This is a genomic window from Streptomyces alkaliphilus (assembly GCF_014141535.1).
In the GTDB taxonomy this organism is placed as follows: Bacteria; Actinomycetota; Actinomycetes; order Streptomycetales; family Streptomycetaceae; genus Streptomyces; species Streptomyces alkaliphilus.
Genome location: NZ_VKHT01001649.1, coordinates 1 through 562 on the forward strand (window position 1 = coordinate 1; position 562 = coordinate 562).

Sequence of the window (562 nt, forward strand, 5' to 3'; positions counted from 1 at the left end):
CACCGCCACCCCCCGTACGGCCGGCGCCATCAACGACCGGATCGCCCTGGAACTCCTGGCCGATCGCGGTCCCCTGACGGCAGGTCAGCTCAAGGAGGGCACCGGCCTGTCACGTCCCAGCGTCTCGGACCTGCTGGAGCGGCTGGGGAAACGCGGGTTGGTCGCCGTGGTGGGGGAGAGCGGGGCCGGCAGTCGGGGGCCGAACGCCCGGTTGTACGGCTTGGTGGCCGACCGCGCCCACGTCGTCGCGTTGGACGCCCGCACCGATCACATCGCGGTGGCCGTCGCCGATCTCACCGGCCGCACCGTCCACCGCGCCGACCACCCGGTGCCGGGGGACGCCCCCGGCCGCGGGGAGCCCGGGGACGCGGCGCTCGCAGTGGTGGAGGGGGCCCTGCGGACCGTCGGCGTCACGGTCCCGCACACCGTGGTGATGGGGGCGCCCGGTCTGGTCGATTCCGCCACGGGCGCGCTCGGAGGTCTCCTCGCCCTGCCGGCCTGGCACCGCGAACTCGCCCGTCGGCTTCGGGAACGGTCGGGGCGGGGAGGCGGTTCCGTGCCC

The 562-nt window shown here is 76.0% G+C and carries 1 protein-coding gene; it reads left to right on the forward strand.

Translation table 11 applies throughout. From position 1 onward, the window contains the following. Positions 1–562: ROK family transcriptional regulator (locus FNQ90_RS26145; protein ID WP_182608558.1), on the forward strand; the 562-nt coding region annotated here is incomplete at both ends.